Below are 20,545 nucleotides of genomic sequence, written 5' to 3' on the forward strand. Positions count from 1 at the left end.
TCATACGCGTACCGGGCGTTCACGTCCGCGGCGCGATCAATCGGAGACGCCATGTCTTACATGCTGCTCATCGTCGAACCCCCGCATCAACGCATCGAGCGCGGCGAAGCCGCGGGGCGCGAAGTCTACGACCAGATGGTGCGTTTCGCCGCCGACCTGAAAGAACGCGGCAAACTGCTCGCCGTCGAATCGCTCACCTCGACGAAAGACGCCGTGCGCGTGCAGGTGCGCAACGGCCAGCCGAAACTGCTCGACGGCCCGTTTGCCGAAGCCAAGGAAATGATCGGCGGTTTCTTCCTGCTCGATTGCGAAAGCCGTGACGAAGCCGTGGCGATCGCGCAAGCCTGTCCGGCGGCGTCGTGGTGCACCGTCGAGGTTCGCAAGCTCGGACCTTGTTTCGCGTAAGCGATAGGCGCATCCGTTGGCATTGACCGGGGGTTTTCCCTGGCGCGTCGCTAGGGTGTCGATCCGGTCGTGCATCGCTCGTCGTGTGAGTAAGGAGCCAGCAAGGCTGCACGGCTCTCCCTCTCACCACGAAAAGGAGTAACGGCGATGCGATTCATGATCCTGGTCAAGGCGACGGCCGCCAGCGAAGCCGGCGACATGCCCGACGAAGCGCTGCTGGCCGCGATGGCGACCTACCACGAAGAACTGGCCAGGGCCGGCGTGCTGCTCGACGCCACCGGCTTGCAACCGAGTTCGAAGGGCTGGCGGGTTCACTACAGCGGCGGCAAGCAGACCGTGGTGGAAGGTCCGTTCGCGGAAACGAAGGAACTGATCGCCGGCTACACATTGATTCAGGTCCGCTCGCGCGAGGAAGCGATGGAATGGGCACGGCGCTTTCCGGCGCCCTTCGGTGAGCAGGCCGAGGGCGAAATCGAAGTGCGCCAGCTATTTCAACTCGACGACTTCGAACCCGGCCCGCAAGTCGAGCGATTCCGCGAACTGGAAGCGGCCAGGCGCTGAGCCGCGCGTCGATCCGAACGCCGCGCCGCATGCGCGGCGGCACCTGCCCCAACGCGCGGTCGCCGCGCAGCACCACCTGACCAACGGATGCTCATCATGCACAAGCAGATTTACGTCAATCTCGCCGTCGACAATCTCGAACGGTCGAAGGCCTTCTTCAGCGCGATCGGTTTCAGCTTCGAGCCGCGATTCACCAACGACCAGGCGGCGTGCCTGATCCTCGGCGAGAACCTCTACGCGATGCTGCTCGTCAAGGCGCTGTTCGAGTCGTTTACGCATAAGGCGCTTTGCCACCCGAAGGAAAGTACCGAGGTGCTGGTGGGCCTGTCATGCGAAAGCCGGGGCGAGGTGGATGCGCTGGTCGCGAGGGCGCTCGCCGCGGGCGGCACGGCGCCGCGCGCGCCGCAGGACTACGGCTTCATGTACGGCCACGGTTTCGAGGACATCGACGGGCACGTCTGGGAACTGATCTACATGGACCCGAACGCCCAGGCGGCGGGCTGAACTCGTGACGATACCGGCCACCCATCGTGCCATCGAGGCCGTCTGGCGGATCGAATCCGCCAAGGTCATTGCCCACGTCGCGCGCATCGTGCGCGACGTCGGGCTCGCCGAGGAGCTGGCGCAAGACGCGCTGGTGGCCGCGCTCGAGCATTGGCCGGAGGCCGGCGTGCCCGACAATCCGGGAGCATGGCTGATGGCCACCGCGAAAAACCGTGCGCTCGACCGCTGGCGGCAGGAAGCGCTGCATGCCCGCAAGCGCGAGGAACTGGGCCACGATCTCGACGCGCTGGAGGCTCACCTTGTGCCCGATTTCGTCGATGCCCTCGATGCCGCGCGTGCCGACGATATCGGCGACGATCTGCTGCGGCTGGTGTTCACCGCGTGTCACCCGGTGTTGTCCACCGATGCGCGCGTCGCGCTCACGCTGCGGCTGCTCGGCGGCCTCACCACCGACGAGATCGCGCGGGCGTTTCTCGTGCCCGAGCCGACCATCGCGCAGCGCATCGTGCGGGCCAAGCGCACGCTGTCGGCGGCCAAGGTGCCGTTCGAGGTGCCGCAGGCCGACGCGCGCGCGCCGCGGCTCGCGTCGGTGCTGCAGGTGATCTACCTGATTTTCAACGAAGGTTATTCGGCCACCGCCGGCGACGACTGGATGCGTCCCGCGCTATGCGAGGAAGCGCTGCGGCTTGGGCGGGTGTTGAGCGGTCTCGTGCCCGACGAAAGCGAAGTGCATGGCCTCGTCGCGTTGATGGAGATTCAGGCGTCGCGCGCGCATGCACGCACCGATGCCGAGGGCCGTCCGGTGCTGCTGCTCGATCAGGATCGCAGCCGCTGGGATCCGCTTCTGATCCGCCGCGGACTGGCCGCGCTCGACGCCGCGCATGCGCTCGGCGGCGCGAGCGGTCCCTATGCGTTGCAGGCGGCGCTGGCCGCGTGTCACGCGCGCGCGCGCCGCGCCGACGACACCGATTGGGCGCAGATCGTCGCGCTCTACGACGCGCTGGCCCAGGTGGCGCCTTCGCCGGTGGTCGAACTGAATCGGGCGGTGGCGGTGGGCATGGCGTTCGGGCCGGTTGCCGGTCTGGAGATCGTCGACGCGCTCGCCGCCGATCCCGCGCTCGCCAACTATCACTGGCTGCCGAGCGTGCGCGGTGATCTGCTGGCGAAACTGGGGCGCACGGAAGAGGCGCGCGCCGAATTCGAACGCGCGGCCACGATGACGCGCAATGCGCGCGAGCGCGAGTTGCTGCTCGAACGCGCACGCGGCGGTGCGCATTGAATCGTATGAGCCGCTAGCGAATCAACTGACGCACGCCCAGCGCGACGATCAGGCCGCCGCACACTCGGTCGATCCACGCCTTGCAGCGCCGGTACGCCGTTGCGATGCGTGCGTGCGACAACGTCAGCGCGACGAATCCATACCAGCTGCTCGCGACGACGCCCACCATGCCGAGCATCGCGGCAAAGGTTCCCACGCTCACATGCGCCGGCGCGGCCGAAGAGAACACGGCGGCGAAGAACGCCATCGACTTCGGATTCGCGATGTTGGTCGCGAAACCTTGCGCGAAGGCCTGCCGGAAGCCGCCCGCCGACGCCTTCACGCTTTGCGCCGGCTTGCCCGCCGACGCGTTGACGATCAGCCGGCCGCCGAACCAGATCAGATACGCCGCGCCTGCCACTTTCACGACCAACGCGAGCCACGGAAACGCGGTGAATACGATGCCGACACCGAGAATCGCGCAGCTTGCCCAGAGCAGGTTGACCAGCACGATGCCGGCGACCATCGCGAGCGCCTCGACGCGCGTGGCCGACGCGGCCTTGTGCGCAACGGCGACGAAGTTCGGCCCGGGGATCACGACACCGGCCACATACACGGAGAAAACGCCTAGAACGGCAGAGCCATCGATCACACACCACTCCTTATCGCGGACAGTACGGCGCGGCGCAATTCGAGGATGCGTCCGCTAGCCGTTGCATCGAATCAAGCCGAGAAAAACGCCACCGCGCCCATCACCACGCCGGCCGTCGCCACCACGAACGACAGATTGCGCAGCCATCTCTTGCGAGTCAGCAAGGTGATCGCGCAAAGGGCGATCGCGACCTGGATCAACGTCGTGGCCTGCGCCCAGCGATGGTGGCCGTGCAGAAGGGCTTCACTCTTGGCGTCGTTGTCCAGCACTTCCTTTTCGATCGACTCGGCCTTCGCGCGGATCGGTTCTTTCTGCTGCTTGTACTTGTCGACATCCGCGGCGAACTTCGCGTGAGCATCGGTGTTGCCGGGCGAGAGCGCCTCGCCGAGTTCGGCGAGGTTCTGCTTTTCGCCCTTGGCCTGGTAGTAATTCCATTGGTTCGACGCTTCGGTCTTCTTGATGGCGGCTTCGTTCTTGTAGTACAGCGCCAGGTTTTCGCTGTTGCCGCTCTGATAGGCGCATAGCGCGCCGATCGTCGCGAGGACCGCCGTTATCACGGCCATGCGGCCCGCAAAGGGGTCCGCGTCATGATGGCCGGCGTGTTGGACGGCATGGTCGTGCGGACCGTGGACTTCATATTCTTCAGACATCCGATTCTCCGAGGCAGGGCTTTTCTTTTGATGTGCGGGCGGCGCGCGTGCTGGCGACATGCGTGCAAGCCGCGCTGCGATGCGCGGGTTGCGGGGCCGGCGGGCCTCAATCTTAGCGTGTGGTGAGGGGTGAGGGGGAAGGCGTTGGGTTGGGGCCGCTGGGCATACGCGCACAAAATCTGCGATCATCGCTCGCACTCTCAACGCTCCTTAACTTTCAGGCGTTCCCGCACCTTCGCCCTTCAAATGTCCACTCACTCCACCCACCTCACCACCGACCGCCTGACCCTGCGTCCGCACACCCGTGACGATTTCCTCGATAGCTATGCGATGTGGTCCGATCCCGAGGTGATCCGCTATATCGGCGGCAAACCGTTCACGCGCGAGGAAGTCTGGGCGCGTCTGCTGCGTTACGCCGGACATTGGGCGATGCTGGGTTACGGCTACTGGGTGGTGCGCGAGACGCAGAGCGGCCGGTTTCTCGGCGAGGTCGGCTTCGCCGACTATCACCGCGAGATCGAACCTTCGTTGGGCACGCCTGAAACCGGCTGGGCCCTGGACCCGGCGGCGCATGGCCGCGGCTACGCGACTGAAGCCGTGCGCGCCGCCTTGCGTTGGGCCGACACGCACTGGCCCGGCGCTGAAACGGCCTGTATCGTCGCGCCGGACAATCAGCCTTCGCTGCGCGTCGCCGACAAGTGCGGCTATCGCGAGCACCTTCGCACCACCTACAAAGGCAAGCCGACCATCGTGCTGCGTCGCGCGGCAGGCGCGGCTTGAGCCGGTGGCGCGCGGTGGGCGGTGGGCGCGTCGGCGGTTGAGCGCTTCGTTGCAATCCGGTCGACGGCTCGATGCATCCAACTCGCGAGCGCTTATCGATCGCCTTCGCTAACTTGCCGCCCACTGCCGCGCGATCAGATCCACCAGCCGCTCGACCTGCTGGCCCTGCGCATCGAAGTTGCCCGCATCCAGCCAGCGCGTGTAGCTCGAACGCAGCGCCGGCCATTCGCTATCGATGATCGAAAACCACGCGGTGTCGCGATTGCGTTCGCGATACACGATCGCCTGGCGAAAGATGCCTTCGAACGTGAAGCCGTAGCGCAACGCGGCGGCCCGCGACGGACCGTTCAGCGAATCGCACTTCCATTCGAAGCGCCGATAGCCGAGTTCGTCGAACACGTGCTTCATCAGCAGAAACATCGCTTCGGTGGCGATGCGCGTGCGCTTCAGACGCGGCGAATAAATCACGTGGCCGACTTCGATCACGCCGTTCGCGCGATCGATGCGCATCAGCGCCAGCGTGCCGACCGCCTTGCCGGTCGCCAGATCGATCACCGCATAGTGCAGCGGATCGGCCGAAGCGGCGGCGCGCGTCAGATACTCGCGATACGCGTCGAGGCTGTCGAACGGGCCGATCGTCAGATACGTCCAGTCCCGGCCATCGGCCGCCGAGCGGTAGGCGTCGTGCAGGTCCGCGGCGTGGCGCTCGACGTTCACCGGTTCGATCCGGCAATAGCGGCCCGCGAGCGGCTCGCGGCCGGGCGCCCCGGCGCCGTTCCAGTCCGGCACGGGTGTGCCGATGGGTTGTTCGAACGCGTTACGTCTGGGTTCCATCTCTACTCTCCAAAGCGGGTCGTTAGCTTACGAAGAACGATACGGCAAACGTGGTATGTTAAAAAGATCCAAGACAAACACATTTGATGGGTCCAGCCGCGATGATCGAGATCATTGGCCCGCTCGCCAATCCAGCCGCCGCGAATCGTGCTCGCAGCGCCGAAAAAACCGCACCGCTGCAAAAGCAGTTGATCGAGCGTTTGCAGCAGGCGATTCTCGCCGGGCGTTTGCCGGCTGGTTCGCTGCTGCCTTCGTCGCGCTTGCTGGCGACCGAAATGGGCGTCTCGCGCAACACGGTAGTGATCGCTTACGAGCATCTGGCCGCGGTCGGCTATGTCGTGGCCGACAAGAAAGGCACCCGCGTCAGTCCGCTGTCGAGCCCCGCTGCGCGTGGCGAACCGTCCGCCAACCTCGCCGCCTCCGAGGCGACTTACGCGGCGCGAGTCGGGCAGTTCGCGGCGGCGCACGCCCCGGCCGACAACAGCCTTCCTCTCACGCCCGGCACGCCCGCGCTGGACCGCTTTCCGCTGCCCGCGTGGCGGCGCGCGCAGGAACGTTCGATGGAGCGCGCGTTGCCCCAGGCGCTCGGCTACGGCACGCCGGCGGGCGAACCGGCGTTGCGCGACGCGATCGCCGCGCATCTGCGGATGGCGCGCGGCGTGCGCTGCGAGGGCTCGCAGGTGGTGATCACCGAGGGCGCGCAGGAGGCGTTGAGCCTGTGCGTGCGGCTTTTCACCAATCCCGGCGACGTCGCCTGGGTCGAGGATCCCGGTTATCGCGGCGCGAAGGCCGCCTTCAACCTGGGCGATCTCACGACGCTGCCGATGCCGGTCGACGCGGAAGGCATCGTCGTGCCGCCCAAAGCATGGGCCGCGCATCCGCCGAAGCTGATCTACACGTCGCCGGCGCACCAGTATCCGACGGGCGCGGTGCTGTCGGTGGCGCGGCGGCTGGACTTGATCGCGCAGGCGCGCCGCAGCGGCGCCTGGCTGATCGAGGACGACTACGACGGCGAGTTCCGGCACACCGGCGAACCGATCGCCAGCATGCAAGGACTGGTCGACGACGCGCCGGTTCTCTACGTCGGCTCGTTCAGCAAGACGATGTTTCCGGCGCTGCGCGTCGGCTTCGTGGTGCTGCCGCGCGCGATCGCGGAGCGCGCGGCCGTCGCGCTGCACGAAATGCTGCGCGGCGGGCATCGTCTGGAGCAACTGGCGCTCGCGCATTTCATCGAAAGCGGCGAGTTCGGGCGGCACCTCGGGCGCATGCGGCGGCTGTATCGGGAGCGCCAGCAGGCGTTGCGCGACGCCCTCACCGCGCATTTCGCGCCGGCTTCCATTCTGGGCGGCGAGTGCGGCATGCATCTGACGCTGTGTTTGCCGCCGCGGATCGCCGATCGGTCGCTGGCTGAACGCGCGCTCGCCCAGGGGCTCAACCCGCGCGCGCTGTCCGGTTTCGCGTTGCGGCCGCGCGCGCAGACCAACGGGCTGGTGATCGGCTACGGCAATACGCCCGCCGAACAACTGGCGCCGGCCATCCGCACGTTGTCATTGATCGCTCGGCGCGGCCGATAAGTTTTGCGTTTGTCCGGGTGGCCCATGTCGCGCTATCGTGTCGTTTATGCGCGGCTATCCTGAAATGCGCGACGTGGACGGATCGCCCGCAGGTCATACTCGACGCACCGCACTGCACAACCTCGCGCGGACATGCCGCGCGCCGTTCGGGCCGTGGTCGCGTGAGTATGAAGAATGCCTTTGTTGTGGTTATCTATGACGATTTATCCGACCGGAGACGACATGAAGGAAATCGAACCGACCCCCTGGTTTGAGCTTGCCGACCACACGCCCGTCCGCGAAGGCTGGTACGAGGTGCAACTGACGAGCGGGGACACGGCATTTGCGAAGTTTGGCGACGGCGCATGGACCGAGAAGCCATTGCTGACGTTCACGCACTGGCGCGGCCTGACCGCCGATCCCTCGGAGGCAGCCGACGGCGAATCGCAGTCGGTCCAGGCCGAGGCCACCGCGGCTCAAGGCGTACGCGCTGCCTGGAACGCTTTCTTCCCCGGCCTGGGCGAGGAACAGCACAAACCGCTGGACGCCGTACCCAACGGTAAAGCGCCACATTGATGCGCGCCTGGGCGGCGGCTCTCCCCGGCTGCCGCCCCGCATCCTCGTTTTGAATCCCTGCCTTGATTGCCCGACTTTCCGCTCGAGCGCCTGGGCGCCCTCGCTTGCCCGCATCCGCTTCGCGCAGCCTCGCTACAATCGCCTTCATCCCTTTGAAGCGGAAACGACGTATGAAAATCACACGAGAACCCGTGGCGTTGTCGCGGGCGACGCAGTTGCTGAATCATGGACCGGTCACGATCATTACCAGCGCACACGGCGGCCGCGCGAACGTGATGGCGGCATCGTGGGCGATGCCGCTCGATTTCAATCCGCCGAAGGTAGTCGTCGTGGTGGACAGCCGCACGCTCACGCGGCAACTGATCGAGGCGAGCGGCGTGTTCGGGCTGCAATTGCCGAGCCGCGGATTCGCCGCGCAAACGCTGGCGGTGGGCACGAACGCCGGCGCGGAACTCGACAAGTTCTCGGCCTTCGACCTCGAAACGTTCCCCGCGCAAAACATCGACGTGCCGATGCTGGCCGGCTGCATCACGTGGATGGAATGCAAGGTGATTCCGGACGATAGCCAGCGGCACGACCTGATCATCGGCGAAGTGGTGGCCGCGTATGCGGACAGCCGCGTGTATTCGAACAACCGCTGGCATTTCGGTGACGATCCCGATCTGCGCACGTGCCATTACGTGGCCGGCGGGACGTTTTTTGCCACCGGCGACGCGTTCGAGGCGGAGCCGGTGGGAGCGGGGCGATGATGGACGACCGGCGCGTCCGGACTATTTCCGCCGGAGAAATTTGCCGGCTTTTTGTTCCAGCAGGGCGACAAGTTCGGGCTGCATGAAGGCGTAGTCGTCGGGAATGTCGAGGCAAACGACTTTCTTGCCGTTCAGGCATGCGCGGAATTTCGCGGACAGCCTCGCGCGATGCGCTTTTTCCATCACGAAGACAATGTCGGCCCAGCGAACCTGCTCGGAGGAAAGCGCGACGTCGGCGTCCGCGCCGAGACCGGCCGAATCGGTCTCGACGTTGGGCCAACTGGCGAAGACCTGCTCGGCCGTCGGGCTGCGCAGACGGTTCTTGCCGCAGATAAAAAGGGCGTGTATCACGGGCGATTACCGATCGAGCGGCCATGCGGCCATGCATCCGTTCGAACGCGAGCCTCGCTCATGCGTCACCCGCTGCAAACGCCTTGAGCGCGTCCCCCGCCAAGCGGTAGCGCACCCATTCGCTTTGCGCGCTCGCGCCGATCGATTCATAGAAGCCGATTGCCGGCTCGTTCCAGTCCAGCACGCTCCATTCGAAGCGGCCGCAGCCGGTGTCGCAGGCAATGCGGGCGAGGTGGCGCAACATCTGTTTGCCCGCGCCGCTGCCGCGCGATGTCGGCGACACGTACAGGTCTTCCAGATAAAGCCCTTGCTTGCCGAGCCACGTCGAATAGGAGAAGAAGTAGACGCAAAAGCCGATCGGCTCGCCGTTCATCTCGCAGATCAAAGCCTTGGCGCTTGAACTTGCGGAGAACAGACTGGCCTCGATGTCTCGAACGGTTGCGACGACTTCATGCTCGGCTTTCTCGTACACCGCGAGTTCGGTGATGAAGCGCAGAATCAGCGCGGCGTCGGATGCGTGAGCGGGGCGGATGTGAATAGTCAAGGTAGATGCTCAATCGGTTAAACGGTGAATCGAAGTTTGGCGGAAACGCGACGGCTTCGGATCAGAGATGCATCGTATCGTTTATCCTGCTGTACTGGCGAGCGGACTGCCGCTCACCACTCCATTTGACGAAACAACGCCCGAGGGTTTTCTATGAAGCGAGTGTCGATTCTGGCGGTGACGTCTCTGTGGTTGTGCGGCAATGCCTACGCGGAAAAGATCGATTGCAAGAAGGCGTCGGACCAGAATTCGCTGAATCGTTGCGCCGACCTTAGCTACCAGGCCGCCGACAAAAAGCTCAACGAGACCTACGGCAAGCTGCTGGCAAAAGTGAGCCCGCAGGGCAAGCCGCGCTTGCAGAAGGCCGAGCGCGCGTGGGTTGCTTATCGCGATGCCCAATGCGATTTTTTAAGCTCATCGGCTGGGCCGTATAGCGCGCAGCCCATGATTCATTCGTCCTGTTTGAGCCGGCTCACGCAAGCGCAAACGAGACTGCTCGACGAACAGTTGCATTGTGAAGAAGGGGACGTGGGTTGTGGGCAGCAGTGAGGCCGGCGCCGACGCATTGCAAGCTCCGGCGTTGCTGCGCCGCCTCTTACGCGCCAGGGACCGCATGGACGCCGCCTCGCACGAAGCCTGGCCCGTCAAGCGGCTGGCCGCGGTCAGTGGTGTGTCCGAAGCCCATTTCGCGCGGTCCTTCAAGCAGGCCTTCGGCATCCCGCCGCATCGCTATTTGCTGACGCGGCGCATCGAGCAGGCCACCACCTTACTGCGCGACACCGAACTCAGCGTCACGGAAATTGCCTTCGCCACCGGGTGGGAAAGCCTGGGGACCTTCGGCCGCACTTTCCACGACATCACCGGGCGAAGCCCCAGCGCCATGCGCGTCGAGGCCCGGGCCGATATGCCTGAATTCGACCGCGTGCCCGCCTGCGTCCTGAGGGCCGCGCAGCGCCCCGACCTCACCACCGCAGTTTTGGAGAAGCGCCGCCGCGTGGGCAAAGGTACATTCCGCCCATCAACCAGGGAGGCGTCATGAATCAAGGTATCAATGTAGTGGGCTTGTACGTGGACAACCAGGACGAAGCGCTCGTGTTCTACGTCGAGAAGCTCGGCTTTCGCGTCCACACGGACGTGCGCAACGGTGCTTACCGCTGGCTCACGGTCCAGCATCCCGATCAGCCCTCGTTCCAGCTCGGTCTTTTCACGCCGGGCCCGCCGATCCACGACGAAGCCACCGCGCAAACGCTGCGGGCGATGGTCGCGAAGGGCGCCATGCCGCCGCTGGTGCTTACTGTGGCCGACTGCCGCGCCAGCTACGCCAGGCTGAAGGCCAACGGCGTGGAATTCACCCAGGAGCCGGTGGACCGCTACGGCAGCGTCGATGCCGGTTTCCGCGATCCCGCCGGCAATGGCTGGAAGATGATCCAGGCTGCGGCTGCGGGAAATATTAACGAGGCATGAGACTGGTGAACCCGACGCTCGCGAGCACAACGCACGACGACATCGAAACGCTGGTTCAGATGCGCATCGACGCGATGCGAGAGAGCCTGGAGCGTATCGGCCGCTTCGAGCCGCGGCGTGCACGCGATCGTTTCATGTCGTCGTTCGATTCGGCGTTGTGCAAGTTCATTGTGGTTGACGGCGTATCCGTTGGCTTCGTGCAAATAAAGCCCGCGGCCGATCACCTGTTGCTCGAGCATTTCTATGTTCTACCGGAGCACCAGGGCAAAGGTATTGGTTCGACAGTACTCTCGGCGATTCTCGCGGACGCGGACTCCCAGTCGGTTTCGATCAGACTGGGAGCGCTTCGCGATAGTGACTCGAACCGTTTCTATCAACGACACGGGTTTTTAAAAACGACTGAGTCGGAGTGGGATATCTACTATGTTCGGGAACCGCACCGGGCATGAATTTCCACCGGATATTTGCCTCGGCCTTCCGCCAGGCGGTGTCGAACGAGGCAAGGAGGATAACGGTAATGCGAAAAGCGTGGGTCTGGTTGGTGACTTTGACCACTCGGTGCCGGCGCACCAGGCTATTCCGCTTGCATTGAAGCGAGCGGCAGATGTGAAGCAAGTCGAGATCGAATTTGAATGGGTTCCCACTGGGGAAATCAATTCTGTTTCGCGAATTTCCCAGTTCGGCGGAATTTGGTGCGTCCCGGCGAGTCCGTACCGGAGCATGGACGGCGCGTTGCTCGCTATTCGTCATGCGCGCGAAGCGGCAATTCCGTTCCTTGGGACATGCGGAGGGTTTCAACATGCCGTCATTGAGTATGCCCGCAACGTTCTCGGTTGGACCGATGCGGAGCATGCTGAGACAGCGCCAGATGCGACCCGCGCAGTCATTTCGCCACTTGAGTGTGCCCTGGTTGAAGCTGTGGATCTTGTCCGGCTGCGTCCGGGGACTCGCGTTGCGACGGCCTATGGAGTCAGCGAAACCTCGGAGGGCTATCGGTGCCGCTATGGACTCAATCCCGAGTTCAGAGCGTCGCTTGTTTCGGGGCCGCTGCGCGTCGCCGCGGATGATGAACGGGGAGATGTGCGTGCCGTCGAGATGGACGGACATCCGTTCTTCGTTGCAACGCTTTTTCAACCGGAGCGGGCGGCTTTGAGAGGGGAGTCCGTGCCACTCGTCGATGCGTTTGTGGGAGCGTGTGCGGGTGAGGCAGGTCGGTAGTTTCGGCGGTTCTTGTGTCTTTGTGTTGGTATGGTTCGATGGTTGAATGTACGGTGCCTTTCTGACAGTGCCATTCGATCGCTCTGCGTTGCATATGCCGGTCGCGTGGATCGATCAGAATCTCGGTCTTCGTCCAGAACGACCCCGCCACGAGGTCAACCTCAACACCCTGGCTAGCCCCCGATCACCGCTCTCTCGACAAAGAACCCCGCTTCGATCCAAGGCCGGCGCACCTCATGGCGCCAGGATCGCCACACCACGTCAACGGAATACCCAGCCTCGGCGGCAATCGCTTCCACCGACGCCGGCAGATCCCGAGTCCGTCTCACGAGCGACAGGAATTCATAGTGCAGGCGAGTGACCGGATAAGTGTGCGTCAGAAAATCGCGGCGCAGGATCACCGCGTAGGAGCGCATGGCAACCGGTAACTGTGGCGAACGCCCGGCGCGAACCTCGTGGTAATACCAGGCCGCAGGATAGCGGTACGCGACCAGCGCCAGGCAAGGCTGGAGGACCAGTGCGCCGTCGTCGGCTGACACATCGGGCCAGGGCCGTCCCTCGTGGCCCTGTGCGTCGAACAGGCGATACAGATCGCGCTCGTAACTGGCCAGGTCCACCATGAAATCGATCCAGGACTCGCGTTGTTCCGGCGGCTGGTCCCGATCCGGGCGATTGTCCTCGAGCCATTCCGGAAAACGCCGGCCGAGTTCGTGCAGCGTGTAGCTGTCGGACGGGCAGGCCCGCAGATATTCGTCGGCGAAATCGGCGAAAAGAGCCGCCCCCAACGCGTGGTAGCTGGCGGGGAACTGCTCTTCCAGGCATTTTCGCAACCGCAGGATATAGCTGCGCTGATAGATGGCCAGGCAAGCCGAGGCGGACAGCTTCGGCCCCGGCAACAAGGTGGCGGCGATGGTGTCGGCGTCGACGCCATCCGGCGCGATCAGTGCCTCGATCATCCAGCGTTGCAGCGAGTCCAGCCGATCTTGGTCGACGCTCATGACGGGCACACGACGCTGTTGCTCATGATCTCGGGCACCAGGAACGCGACTGGCGTGGACACCGCCTCGGCGCTGTCCAGCCGCGGCCGCGGGGCGGCTTCGACTTCGGCGGGCGCGTCGCCATCGATGATCTGTCGCGCCCGCATCAACTCGGCGTGCACGCGCTCGAAGGCAGGCACATCGCCATCCCATTCGAGCAAGGTCGCGGCTTGTTCGCTGCGCTGCCAAGCCAGGCGGAACAGTTGCCACACCGCCGCGGAAACCGGACGGTCGTGAGTGTCGACGATATGGGTGCCGCAATGCTGATGTCCGGCCAGATGCAATTGCACGACGCGATCGAATGGGAACTGATTCAGGTAATCCAATGGATCGGTGCCGGCATTGAAGCAACTGACATAAACATTGTTGACATCCAGCAGCAGCCAGCAACCCGTCACGCGGCTTAGCTCGCGCAAAAAGGCCGGCTCGTTCAGCGTCGACTGGCGGAAGCGGACATAGGTGCTGGGATTTTCCAACACCAACGGCCGTCCCAGTAACTCCTGCGCCTGGGCGACCCGGGCGCTCACATGCTCCAGCGTCCTTTCGTTCAGCGGCAGCGGCAGGAGGTCGTGGCTGTTGACCCCCAGCGCGCCGGTCCAGCACAAATGGTCGCTGACCCAGCGGGCCGATACCTCGTCGGCTAGCCGCCGCAAGCGGGTCAGATAGTCACGATCGAGCGGGTCGGTGCTGCCGATCGATAGCGAAACGCCGTGCAGCGCGACCGGATAATGTTCGGCGATCCGGCGCAGGACGGCGCGCGGCCGTCCTCCCGAATCCATGAAATTCTCCGAGACGGCTTCGAACCAATCCACCGGCGGCCGCGTTGCCAAAATATGATCGAAATGCTGATTGCGCAGCCCGACGCCAAACCCCAGCCGATGTCCGGCTGCGTCCCCTCGAAGTTCAGTCATGTCCTGGCATTCCTTAGCTGCAGCTACCCGCGCCGCTCATGCCGCTAGCCCCGCAAGCCGTCATGCCATGACCGCTATATTCCTGGATCCACTCGATGGTCGGACCGTACTGGAACAATTCCGCATGCGGCGGCTCAGGCGGCTGGGCCGGCAGCGACGGGTTCTTTTTGCGCAGTTCCGGCCAGGTTTGCTCGGCGAACACTTCGCGCGCACGCAGCCAAACGCTTTTGCCGCGGTTGCGGCCGTCGGTGCTGAAGCGCTCGGCGTTGATCGGCGTGGCGCAGCAGCCTTGCGTGGCGCAGGCATTCGCGCCCGGCGCTTCCTGCTCGTGTCCCGTGCCATACAGGCCGCAACCACCTTGACCGGCGCAAGCGTTCTGCACGCGGCAGGTGTGATCCGATATCAGCGGCGAGGCCGGGTCAGCGAAGTTGAATTCCAGCGCGGTAGAGCAATAGCCTTGGCCGGCGCATTCGTTATCGCGGCTGCGGCCTTGTCCCTTGCATTGGTTCAGTCCCATGCATGCGTGCCGCACCTCGCCAGCCAGTAGTACGCCGGGCGCGGGCGGCAGCTCCGTGAACATCGGAATGCCCTGATATTGACTGACGTCGCAGCCAGGCTTGCCCAATGTCGGTTGATCGGGCGGCGTCTGCCATAGGCCGCTCACCTCCGGCAAGGAAGGGATCATCTCGACGAAATATTGCGCGTCGCTGCTGTACCAGGACTCGCTGCCGTATTTGGCGTTCATGCCGTTGCACATGGCGACCAGGGTAGCGAAGGCCTGGTGACGCGGGCCCAGATTGATGTTTTCGAAAGTGGGCGCCAATTGGAGGGTACTCGGGTAGCCATCGGTGCCGTACAACGAGACTTTCCGCATGGCCTGGATCATCTTGTCGAGGATCCAGATCATCGATCGGTGCAGCGTCTGGTTGAAATACAGCTTTTGCTGACTCGGTTCGATGAGGAAGATGCTCTCGGTCATGATCAGCATGTACTGGTACAGGCCGCTGACGATGTCGGCGAGTTCGCGGCGTCCGGGCGGGTAGGCGGCGGCAACCGGGTTGTCGGGAAAATCGAACATGATTCTCGCCAATTCATCCCGGCTGAACTGACGTGCCGCCGCGGGCGGCGGGGGCGGCATGTTCCGCAACTTCTCGTCCTTGGGATCGTAGCCGGCCAGTTGCGATTGCAGCGTCAGGAATTTGTAGTAATGCGAGAGTTCGTGGTGTGACAGATCGTCGAACTTGTGAGGGCCGAAGCCCTCGCCTTCCGCGTCGATCGTCTGGATCGCCTGCATGGCGTTTTCGCGCGAGGCAATCGTCATCAGCGCGCTGCGGCTCGCATGGCTATCGCCGCGGCTCGCATAGGCGGCCGTGGCGGCCGCCGAGCCGTTGACCGGCGCCGGTACCGGGCAGCCGTAATTGAAGCCGGCAGTCGGATACACCGAGTCGATGTTGTTGGGCGAATAGTTGGACGGCTGGATCTGGGCGGGCGCGCGGCCCGCCTTGAAGTCGTCGTCGGTGATGTGGCGCGAGCTGATGATGCAGCGCAGAAACGAATATATCTGGCCGATCGTCTGCCAATTATTGAGCTCAGGCGGGGCGTCCGCCGCTGCGGGGTATTCGATTTCGAGGAACTGCCATAACTGCTCGGACGAGAACTTGGCCAGCGGAAGGGCCATCGGCTTGCTGTCCGGCCCGAGCCTCGCATGACCGGGCAGGTCGGTCGGATACGGCGAGGGCGAGCGCAAATAGAGCTGGGGCTGCACGCCGAGCGAAAACAGCATGTTGGACGACAAGGACAAGTGAAGCATTTCCTCGACAGCCACGCTCATCATGATGCCCCCCGCCTGATCGGCGAAGCGGGACAGATCGGTTGCCGGAAATCCTTGAGGGGTACGGTTGATCGAGTAATAGGCGAAGAGATAGAGCGGCACCGTTGCCAGTTCGATCTCGACGGCGGTCTGCAACCCGTCGCGCAATTCCGTCAATGCGCGGGCGCGATCCCAATGCTCGTCGATATGGCGCACCAGGCGTTGCTCTGCCTCGGTGAGGGGGCGGACGGGAAGACCTGCGTTCCTGGAATCGTGCTCGGACATGTTCGTTTTTCCTGATCGGGCGGTCACGAAGATTTCTTCGTCGACGTGTTGACCGTCACATGGGGGAGGGACACGGGGCCGCCACGTACTCGTAGCAGCTGCGCGATGGTCTGACTGGTTTGCGCCCGCCAGGTGAAGTCGTAGCGGGTGACATCGCTGACTGTCGTTCGAAGCCGATAGTGCTGAGCGCACCGATCCCGTTGGCGATGGAAATCCCCGTGCATTTGCCCACCATAAAGGCTGGTTACCGGTGTTGGATTGAATGATCTTGGAGCCAAGCCGCACACTCACGGCCATTTCCATTCCACTCGTTACAGGGATAAAAATGTAGCTATCAATATTGATAGGTGGCTGTACCGGGAGGCGATTATCACGGCCTCGCGCAGACGCTAGTGCATTGCATCAATCGGTTGAATGCGCCTGACGTGTTTGTGCCCGTCTATCGCGGATTCTGTTGGCAAGAATGTATTTGCACGCCGACCTGAAGTTTCGGCCTACCATGGTTGGCACAGGATGCTGTGCCTCGTTGGATGCAACGCAGCCAGCGCGGAAGTTCGTCGGTTCGGCAGCGTGCGCAGCGCAGCATGCCGATCGAGCGGGAAGCAAGGAGCGATCACGATGCGGGCACGAAGCGTGAGCCACGGACGGCGCGATTTTCTTCGCAGGTCGGCTACGGTGCCGTCCACGTTGCTGCTGTTGGCCCTCGGAAAGGCAAACCGTGGCCGGGCCGAGGAAGTGTCAGCGACACCCGCCTGCACCGACGGACAGGAACCGACCCGGCGGCAGACGGCAGGTCCGTTCTTCCTGCCGCACTCGCCGCAACGTGTATCGCTGCTCGAACCCGGCATCAATGGAACAAAGATCGTCCTGACCGGACGGGTGTGGTCGACACGATGCAGGGCGGTGCCCGGGGCGTTGCTCGATTTCTGGCACGCGAACGACGCCGGGGAGTACGACGTCGACGGGTTCCGGCTGCGCGGCCATCAATTCGCCGACAACGAGGGACGCTACCGCCTCGAGACCATCGTGCCGGGGCTCTATCCGGGACGCACACGACACTTCCATGTGACGGTGCAGCCACCCAACGGGCCGATGCTCACCACCCAACTGTACTTTCCCGGCGAGCGGCGCAATGCTCGCGATTCCTTGTTCGATGGCCGGCTGCTGATGACGATCGACGACGACGGCGAGCGAAAGTCGGCCCGGTTCGATTTCGTGCTCGCCTTCACTTAGCGCAAGCCGTCGTGAAGCCGCGGCGCGTTGAGAGTCGAGGCTTTCTGCGCTGCCATCGATCGACGTTGCGCAGCGGCGGCGCGGATGCGCTCCGCGGTGAGCGCGTCCAGCGGCGTGTACACGAGCATGCTGAGGTCCGGCCGACCATCGACAGCGAACAGCGAATACTCCATCTCGATGGACCCTAGCGTGGGATGCAGCAGGCGCTTCACGTTCTCGCCGTCCCCATGGCTCAGCACCTGGTTTTCGCGCCACATGCGGTCGAAGTCGGGGTTGGCGCGGCGCAGATCGTCCACGAGATCGCCCACTTCGGAAGCGAGCCCCGCGCGCGCCACGTCCGCGCGGAATGTCCCCACGACGAAGCGCGCGACGCTCTCCCAGTCGTGCTGTTTCGCGCGAACGGCCGGGTCGCCGAACAGAAAGCGCAAGATGTTGCGCTGGCCGGCCGGCAGGGTGCTGTAGTCGGTGAGCACGACGGCCGCGGCTTGATTCCACGCCACCACGTCCCAGGTCGCGGTCTTGACGATCGACGGGCTGGCGTCGAGCGAATCGAGCACGCGCTGCAACCGCGGGTTCACGCCATCGACGGACCGGTAGCGCACTTCCGGCGGCCGCCCGAGGCCCAGCATGAAGAGGTGTTCGCGCTCGGCATCCGTCAGCATCAGCGCTGCGCAGATGCGCTCCAGCACCACCGCCGAAGGCGCGCCGCCGCGGCCCTGTTCGAGCCAGGTGTACCAGGTGGAACTGATGTTGGCGCGCTGAGCCACTTCTTCGCGGCGCAGTCCGGGCGTGCGCCTGCGGCCCGAGAAGCCGAAGCTGGCCGGATCGAGCCGCGTGCGACGGCTGCGCAGAAAGTCCCCGAGCGTTTGGGCGGCGTTCACTGACATGCTGAGCCTGTTAGTCGTTTTACCGGGATAAAGTCACTACTTCAACAGGAAAGCGGATGATCGCATAGTGCCTGGGTGATTAACCCAAGGAGACTTCACGATGCGTATCTTTCTGACGGGCGCAACGGGCTTCATCGGCTCGGCTCTGGTGCCCGAACTCATCGAAGCCGGTCATCAGGTGATCGGCATGACACGATCCGATGCAGGCGCGCAAGCGCTGAGCGCGGCGGGCGCCGAAGTTCATCGCGGCACGCTTGAAGACACCGACAGCCTGCGCAGCGGCGCCGCGAAGGCGGACGCCGTCATCCACCTCGCGTTCGACCACGACTTCTCGCGCTTCGTGGACAACTGCGCGAAGGACAAGCGCGCGATCGAGGCTCTCGGCTCGGCGCTGGCCGGCTCCGATCGTCCGCTGCTCGTCACCTCGGGCACGGGCGCTGGCAGCCGCGGCGACGGTCAACCCGCGACCGAGGACGTGTTCAACACCGCGCACCCGAATCCGCGCCTCGCCAGCGAGCTGGCCAGCAATGCGCTGCTGGAGGCAGGCGTCAACGTCTCGGTGATGCGCCTGCCGCAAGTGCATAACCCGTTCCGCCAGGGCCTCATCACGCCGCTCATCCAGATCGTGCGCGAGAAAGGCTTGTGCGCCTACGTGGAGGAGGGCCGTAACCGCTGGCCCGCGGGACATCTGTCGGACGTCGTGCGGCTGTACCGGCTCGCGATCGAGAAGGGAGAACGCGGTGCGCGCTATCACGCGGTCGGCGAAGAAGGCGTGAGCGCCCGCGAGATTGCCGAGGCGTTAGGGCGCGGCCTCAAGATGCCGGTCGTGTCGATCGCGCGCGAGCAAGTGCAGGCGCACTTCGGATGGATGGCGATGTTCGCGGCGCTCGATATGCCGGCGTCGAGTGCGCAGACACAAGCGCGTTTGGGCTGGCAACCGACAGGCCCGACGCTCATCTCCGATCTCAACGAAGCGCGTTACGTCGAGGTGTTGACGTAACCTCCGTGGCACACGCGCCAGCGTGCGCTCGCTCATACCCACTCGCCGCGCACATGACGCTATCGACGTCTATCTCTCACAGCCAATTCCGATCAGTCTAGGGCGGGGCAACGACTTCACTCTCATGACGCGATGACTTGGCGCGCATGGCAACCATTTCGGCTCGGGACGCCACGCGTCAGTCGGTCTTCAGGAACGTCACGATCAGCTCGGCAACCTCCCGCGGTGCATCCTGACTGCAGTAATGGCCGACTCCCGCAGTAGCCGATTGCCTGTTAGTACTGACAAGTCATAGTCAGCAACCCTTTCTCCGCTGACGAATGATAGAGTCTCGTCGACTTGGTCTCCGCGAGGAAACGATGCCGAATGAATCATTGCGTCTCAGCTCTACCGGCTGGGCGGACTTGCGCCGTCGGGAAGGTGCCGTGACGAGCTATTACAACGATGTGGCGAACAACTGCACCTATGGAGTTGGCACACTTGCTCACCTTGGGTTCTGCACCCCGGAAGAACTCCAACGTCCGGTGTCAGTCGCGCAGGTCAATGCGCAACTTGCCACAAAGGTTCGGCTCACGGAGCAGATCGTTCGCCGCAATGTGCGAGACCGCGAACTCACGCAGGCGCAGTTCGATGCATTGGTGAGCTTTGCCTATAACTCAGGGGAAACCGGATCGCGTGATACGTGTGTTGCTGCCAATAGTGGCAACGATAGGCTGGTTGCAAGCAACATGGCGCTCTGCGTCTATGTGCACCCGCGCGATACACGAGGACGCCGTCTGCCGCCGCGCCGCGTAAACGGGCTTGTCAACCGCCGCCGTGAAGAGGCTGCGCCATTCGCTCAGGGGGCGCGATGAGAGTTGCTTTCGTGGCTCTGGCATTCGCGTGCTCTTCCGCATTTGCTGGCACGCCTGATCCCGCTGACGTTATCTCGCGGCAGAGCGGACTGCCGGCGAGCGAGGTGCAAGGTATGTTGGCGAACTGTGACGCAAACCAGACGAGCCTGAACTTTTGTGCATGGCGCGACAAGGTGATCGCTGAACAGAAACTGCAAGACGTTGTTGACGAGAAATCCGCGAAATCGCCAAGCTGCAAAGCGCGTCTGGAGAAGAAGAGTAAGCGCGCAGAAATGGGCGTCTAGCACTCAGCGATCTGAGCGTGCAGGCTATGTCCACTGATTTTCAGTGGACACCTTATGACAGAACAACACTCAGAAACGTCGGGCCTGAAGGTCGTCAGCGTTGGCATAGACGGTAAGCGTCGATTCGATCGGCATACCAAACGCC

26 protein-coding genes are annotated in these 20,545 nt (G+C 63.8%); 17 read left to right on the top strand and 9 right to left on the bottom strand.

The features are described 5' to 3' along the window. Positions 1–51: 51 nt before the first annotated feature. The 4 genes from ACTJLC_RS28985 (at position 52) to ACTJLC_RS29000 (ending at position 2,749) form a co-directional block, all read left to right on the top strand. Positions 52–405, top strand: a complete 354-nt coding sequence (locus ACTJLC_RS28985) for a YciI family protein (protein WP_083081947.1) — start codon at positions 52–54, stop codon at positions 403–405. Between the two features lie 147 nt (positions 406–552). Beyond that, positions 553–966: a YciI family protein gene (locus tag ACTJLC_RS28990; protein ID WP_083081949.1), complete on the top strand. Its 414-nt coding sequence runs from the start codon at positions 553–555 to the stop codon at positions 964–966. A 96-nt stretch (positions 967–1,062) separates the two neighbouring features. Beyond that, a complete protein-coding gene (locus ACTJLC_RS28995) occupies positions 1,063–1,470 on the top strand; it encodes a VOC family protein (protein WP_310136091.1) in 408 nt (135 codons plus the stop codon). A 4-nt stretch (positions 1,471–1,474) separates the two neighbouring features. Further along, positions 1,475–2,749, top strand: a complete 1,275-nt coding sequence (locus ACTJLC_RS29000) for an RNA polymerase sigma factor (protein WP_310136093.1) — start codon at positions 1,475–1,477, stop codon at positions 2,747–2,749. A gap of 13 nt (positions 2,750–2,762) precedes the next feature. On the opposite strand, the gene ACTJLC_RS29005 is transcribed toward ACTJLC_RS29000, so the two are convergent. After that, positions 2,763–3,380, bottom strand: coding sequence for a LysE family translocator (locus ACTJLC_RS29005; protein ID WP_083081953.1), 618 nt, complete (start codon positions 3,378–3,380; stop codon positions 2,763–2,765). 71 nt (positions 3,381–3,451) lie between these two features. Then, a complete protein-coding gene (locus ACTJLC_RS29010; protein WP_083081954.1) occupies positions 3,452–4,030 on the bottom strand; it encodes a DUF4337 domain-containing protein in 579 nt (192 codons plus the stop codon). 246 nt (positions 4,031–4,276) lie between these two features. On the opposite strand from ACTJLC_RS29010, the gene ACTJLC_RS29015 reads away from it, so the two are divergent. Next, positions 4,277–4,810 carry a GNAT family N-acetyltransferase gene (locus ACTJLC_RS29015; protein WP_440845995.1) on the top strand — a complete coding sequence of 178 codons (534 nt, stop codon included), beginning with the start codon at positions 4,277–4,279 and terminating at the stop codon, positions 4,808–4,810. Positions 4,811–4,918: 108 nt separating this feature from the next. On the opposite strand, the gene ACTJLC_RS29020 is transcribed toward ACTJLC_RS29015, so the two are convergent. Further along, entirely contained in the window at positions 4,919–5,644 is a 726-nt protein-coding gene (locus ACTJLC_RS29020) for a GNAT family N-acetyltransferase (protein WP_310136094.1), read from the bottom strand. A 101-nt stretch (positions 5,645–5,745) separates the two neighbouring features. On the opposite strand from ACTJLC_RS29020, the gene pdxR reads away from it, so the two are divergent. The 3 genes from pdxR to ACTJLC_RS29035 all read left to right on the top strand — a co-directional run bounded on the left by pdxR (position 5,746) and on the right by ACTJLC_RS29035 (position 8,522). Then, on the top strand, positions 5,746–7,218 hold the full coding sequence (gene pdxR / locus ACTJLC_RS29025; protein WP_310136096.1) for a MocR-like pyridoxine biosynthesis transcription factor PdxR: 1,473 nt from the start codon (positions 5,746–5,748) through the stop codon (positions 7,216–7,218). A gap of 222 nt (positions 7,219–7,440) precedes the next feature. Next, entirely contained in the window at positions 7,441–7,773 is a 333-nt protein-coding gene (locus ACTJLC_RS29030; RefSeq protein ID WP_073429740.1) for a hypothetical protein, read from the top strand. Positions 7,774–7,943: 170 nt separating this feature from the next. After that, positions 7,944–8,522: a flavin reductase family protein gene (locus ACTJLC_RS29035; RefSeq protein ID WP_310136097.1), complete on the top strand. Its 579-nt coding sequence runs from the start codon at positions 7,944–7,946 to the stop codon at positions 8,520–8,522. A gap of 21 nt (positions 8,523–8,543) precedes the next feature. Here ACTJLC_RS29035 and ACTJLC_RS29040 read toward each other — a convergent pair whose 3' ends face one another. After that, positions 8,544–8,873 carry a low molecular weight protein tyrosine phosphatase family protein gene (locus tag ACTJLC_RS29040; RefSeq protein ID WP_143326530.1) on the bottom strand — a complete coding sequence of 110 codons (330 nt, stop codon included), beginning with the start codon at positions 8,871–8,873 and terminating at the stop codon, positions 8,544–8,546. A 58-nt stretch (positions 8,874–8,931) separates the two neighbouring features. Next, positions 8,932–9,417 carry a GNAT family N-acetyltransferase gene (locus ACTJLC_RS29045; protein ID WP_073429720.1) on the bottom strand — a complete coding sequence of 162 codons (486 nt, stop codon included), beginning with the start codon at positions 9,415–9,417 and terminating at the stop codon, positions 8,932–8,934. A gap of 162 nt (positions 9,418–9,579) precedes the next feature. Between ACTJLC_RS29045 and ACTJLC_RS29050 the strand changes: the two genes are divergently transcribed. Genes ACTJLC_RS29050 through ACTJLC_RS29070 form a run of 5 tightly spaced genes read left to right on the top strand, consistent with a single transcriptional unit; the run spans position 9,580 to position 12,099 of the window. Next, positions 9,580–9,966 (top strand): lysozyme inhibitor LprI family protein, encoded by a 387-nt coding sequence (locus ACTJLC_RS29050; RefSeq protein WP_159442572.1) that lies wholly within the window; start codon positions 9,580–9,582, stop codon positions 9,964–9,966. Beyond that, positions 9,953–10,456, top strand: a complete 504-nt coding sequence (locus ACTJLC_RS29055; RefSeq protein ID WP_440846000.1) for a helix-turn-helix transcriptional regulator — start codon at positions 9,953–9,955, stop codon at positions 10,454–10,456. Before ACTJLC_RS29050 ends, ACTJLC_RS29055 begins: the two co-directional genes overlap by 14 nt. Beyond that, entirely contained in the window at positions 10,453–10,881 is a 429-nt protein-coding gene (locus ACTJLC_RS29060; protein WP_154872404.1) for a VOC family protein, read from the top strand. Before ACTJLC_RS29055 ends, ACTJLC_RS29060 begins: the two co-directional genes overlap by 4 nt. Continuing rightward, positions 10,878–11,330, top strand: coding sequence for a GNAT family N-acetyltransferase (locus ACTJLC_RS29065; protein ID WP_310136296.1), 453 nt, complete (start codon positions 10,878–10,880; stop codon positions 11,328–11,330). Before ACTJLC_RS29060 ends, ACTJLC_RS29065 begins: the two co-directional genes overlap by 4 nt. Further along, positions 11,305–12,099, top strand: a complete 795-nt coding sequence (locus tag ACTJLC_RS29070; protein ID WP_310136297.1) for a CTP synthase C-terminal region-related (seleno)protein — start codon at positions 11,305–11,307, stop codon at positions 12,097–12,099. Before ACTJLC_RS29065 ends, ACTJLC_RS29070 begins: the two co-directional genes overlap by 26 nt. 173 nt (positions 12,100–12,272) lie before the next feature. Here ACTJLC_RS29070 and ACTJLC_RS29075 read toward each other — a convergent pair whose 3' ends face one another. The 3 genes from ACTJLC_RS29075 to ACTJLC_RS29085 are packed head-to-tail and all read right to left on the bottom strand — an operon-like array spanning position 12,273 to position 16,445. Next, entirely contained in the window at positions 12,273–13,097 is an 825-nt protein-coding gene (locus ACTJLC_RS29075; protein ID WP_310136299.1) for a DNA-binding domain-containing protein, read from the bottom strand. After that, positions 13,094–14,047: an MNIO family bufferin maturase gene (gene bufB, locus ACTJLC_RS29080; RefSeq protein ID WP_310136301.1), complete on the bottom strand. Its 954-nt coding sequence runs from the start codon at positions 14,045–14,047 to the stop codon at positions 13,094–13,096. The genes ACTJLC_RS29075 and bufB overlap by 4 nt, the downstream gene beginning before the upstream one ends. Positions 14,048–14,060: 13 nt before the next feature. Continuing rightward, positions 14,061–16,445 carry a ferritin-like domain-containing protein gene (locus ACTJLC_RS29085; RefSeq protein WP_440846004.1) on the bottom strand — a complete coding sequence of 795 codons (2,385 nt, stop codon included), beginning with the start codon at positions 16,443–16,445 and terminating at the stop codon, positions 14,061–14,063. Between the two features lie 315 nt (positions 16,446–16,760). Between ACTJLC_RS29085 and ACTJLC_RS29090 the strand changes: the two genes are divergently transcribed. Continuing rightward, positions 16,761–17,375, top strand: coding sequence for a dioxygenase family protein (locus ACTJLC_RS29090; protein WP_310136307.1), 615 nt, complete (start codon positions 16,761–16,763; stop codon positions 17,373–17,375). Here ACTJLC_RS29090 and ACTJLC_RS29095 read toward each other — a convergent pair. Continuing rightward, positions 17,372–18,262: a helix-turn-helix transcriptional regulator gene (locus ACTJLC_RS29095; RefSeq protein WP_310136310.1), complete on the bottom strand. Its 891-nt coding sequence runs from the start codon at positions 18,260–18,262 to the stop codon at positions 17,372–17,374. The genes ACTJLC_RS29090 and ACTJLC_RS29095 overlap by 4 nt on opposite strands. Positions 18,263–18,362: 100 nt before the next feature. On the opposite strand from ACTJLC_RS29095, the gene ACTJLC_RS29100 reads away from it, so the two are divergent. From ACTJLC_RS29100 to ACTJLC_RS29110, 3 genes are all read left to right on the top strand, one after another. Continuing rightward, positions 18,363–19,262 carry an SDR family oxidoreductase gene (locus ACTJLC_RS29100; protein WP_310136313.1) on the top strand — a complete coding sequence of 300 codons (900 nt, stop codon included), beginning with the start codon at positions 18,363–18,365 and terminating at the stop codon, positions 19,260–19,262. 359 nt (positions 19,263–19,621) lie between these two features. Continuing rightward, positions 19,622–20,116 (top strand): lysozyme, encoded by a 495-nt coding sequence (locus ACTJLC_RS29105; protein WP_310136314.1) that lies wholly within the window; start codon positions 19,622–19,624, stop codon positions 20,114–20,116. Next, positions 20,113–20,400 (top strand): hypothetical protein, encoded by a 288-nt coding sequence (locus ACTJLC_RS29110; RefSeq protein ID WP_440846007.1) that lies wholly within the window; start codon positions 20,113–20,115, stop codon positions 20,398–20,400. The genes ACTJLC_RS29105 and ACTJLC_RS29110 overlap by 4 nt, the downstream gene beginning before the upstream one ends. Positions 20,401–20,545: the final 145 nt, after the last annotated feature.

Source organism: Paraburkholderia sp. 22099 (genome assembly GCF_052045835.1).
Taxonomy (GTDB): domain Bacteria; phylum Pseudomonadota; class Gammaproteobacteria; order Burkholderiales; family Burkholderiaceae; genus Paraburkholderia; species Paraburkholderia terricola.

Coding starts and splice junctions, on each gene's coding strand:
- ACTJLC_RS28985 (WP_083081947.1), top strand. CDS start 52: ATGTCTTACATGCTGCTCATCGTCGAACCCCCGCATCAACGCATCGAG.
- ACTJLC_RS28990 (WP_083081949.1), top strand. CDS start 553: ATGCGATTCATGATCCTGGTCAAGGCGACGGCCGCCAGCGAAGCCGGC.
- ACTJLC_RS28995 (WP_310136091.1), top strand. CDS start 1,063: ATGCACAAGCAGATTTACGTCAATCTCGCCGTCGACAATCTCGAACGG.
- ACTJLC_RS29010 (WP_083081954.1), bottom strand. CDS start 4,030: ATGTCTGAAGAATATGAAGTCCACGGTCCGCACGACCATGCCGTCCAA.
- ACTJLC_RS29015 (WP_440845995.1), top strand. CDS start 4,277: ATGTCCACTCACTCCACCCACCTCACCACCGACCGCCTGACCCTGCGT.
- ACTJLC_RS29020 (WP_310136094.1), bottom strand. CDS start 5,644: ATGGAACCCAGACGTAACGCGTTCGAACAACCCATCGGCACACCCGTG.
- pdxR (WP_310136096.1), top strand. CDS start 5,746: ATGATCGAGATCATTGGCCCGCTCGCCAATCCAGCCGCCGCGAATCGT.
- ACTJLC_RS29030 (WP_073429740.1), top strand. CDS start 7,441: ATGAAGGAAATCGAACCGACCCCCTGGTTTGAGCTTGCCGACCACACG.
- ACTJLC_RS29035 (WP_310136097.1), top strand. CDS start 7,944: ATGAAAATCACACGAGAACCCGTGGCGTTGTCGCGGGCGACGCAGTTG.
- ACTJLC_RS29060 (WP_154872404.1), top strand. CDS start 10,453: ATGAATCAAGGTATCAATGTAGTGGGCTTGTACGTGGACAACCAGGAC.
- ACTJLC_RS29065 (WP_310136296.1), top strand. CDS start 10,878: ATGAGACTGGTGAACCCGACGCTCGCGAGCACAACGCACGACGACATC.
- ACTJLC_RS29070 (WP_310136297.1), top strand. CDS start 11,305: ATGTTCGGGAACCGCACCGGGCATGAATTTCCACCGGATATTTGCCTC.
- ACTJLC_RS29075 (WP_310136299.1), bottom strand. CDS start 13,097: ATGAGCGTCGACCAAGATCGGCTGGACTCGCTGCAACGCTGGATGATC.
- bufB (WP_310136301.1), bottom strand. CDS start 14,047: ATGACTGAACTTCGAGGGGACGCAGCCGGACATCGGCTGGGGTTTGGC.
- ACTJLC_RS29085 (WP_440846004.1), bottom strand. CDS start 16,445: ATGGAAATGGCCGTGAGTGTGCGGCTTGGCTCCAAGATCATTCAATCC.
- ACTJLC_RS29090 (WP_310136307.1), top strand. CDS start 16,761: ATGCGGGCACGAAGCGTGAGCCACGGACGGCGCGATTTTCTTCGCAGG.
- ACTJLC_RS29095 (WP_310136310.1), bottom strand. CDS start 18,262: ATGTCAGTGAACGCCGCCCAAACGCTCGGGGACTTTCTGCGCAGCCGT.
- ACTJLC_RS29100 (WP_310136313.1), top strand. CDS start 18,363: ATGCGTATCTTTCTGACGGGCGCAACGGGCTTCATCGGCTCGGCTCTG.
- ACTJLC_RS29105 (WP_310136314.1), top strand. CDS start 19,622: ATGCCGAATGAATCATTGCGTCTCAGCTCTACCGGCTGGGCGGACTTG.
- ACTJLC_RS29110 (WP_440846007.1), top strand. CDS start 20,113: ATGAGAGTTGCTTTCGTGGCTCTGGCATTCGCGTGCTCTTCCGCATTT.